This is a genomic window from Vibrio sp. 10N.222.55.C6 (genome assembly GCF_041473395.1).
Classification (GTDB): Bacteria; Pseudomonadota; Gammaproteobacteria; order Enterobacterales; family Vibrionaceae; genus Vibrio; species Vibrio crassostreae_C.
In genome coordinates this window covers 1-263 of record NZ_JBFRSD010000264.1, presented here as the reverse complement: position 1 = coordinate 263, position 263 = coordinate 1, and the positions used below count along the sequence as shown (strand labels likewise).

The window sequence follows — 263 nt, the reverse complement described above, 5'->3', positions numbered from 1 at the left end:
AAGTTATCGATTAGGTTTTGGTCATTGGTAAATGAGTGAACCGTTTCAATGTGACCAGACAGTACGCCGAATTTATCGTGAACCGCTTTCAATACTGGCGTGATTGCGTTTGTCGTACAGCTTGCAGCAGAGATGATCGTGTCTTCTGGTTGAATGACATTCTCGTTCACACCAAATACTACGTTCTTGATGTCGCCTTTGCCTGGCGCTGTCAGTAGTACTTTCTTCGCACCGTTACACGCAACGTGTTGGCTCAGGCCTTC

Annotated in this window: 1 pseudogene; it reads right to left on the bottom strand. The window is 46.4% G+C overall.

The features are described 5' to 3' along the window. Positions 1-263, bottom strand: a pseudogene (locus tag AB4486_RS23575) (glyceraldehyde-3-phosphate dehydrogenase); the annotation flags it as partial.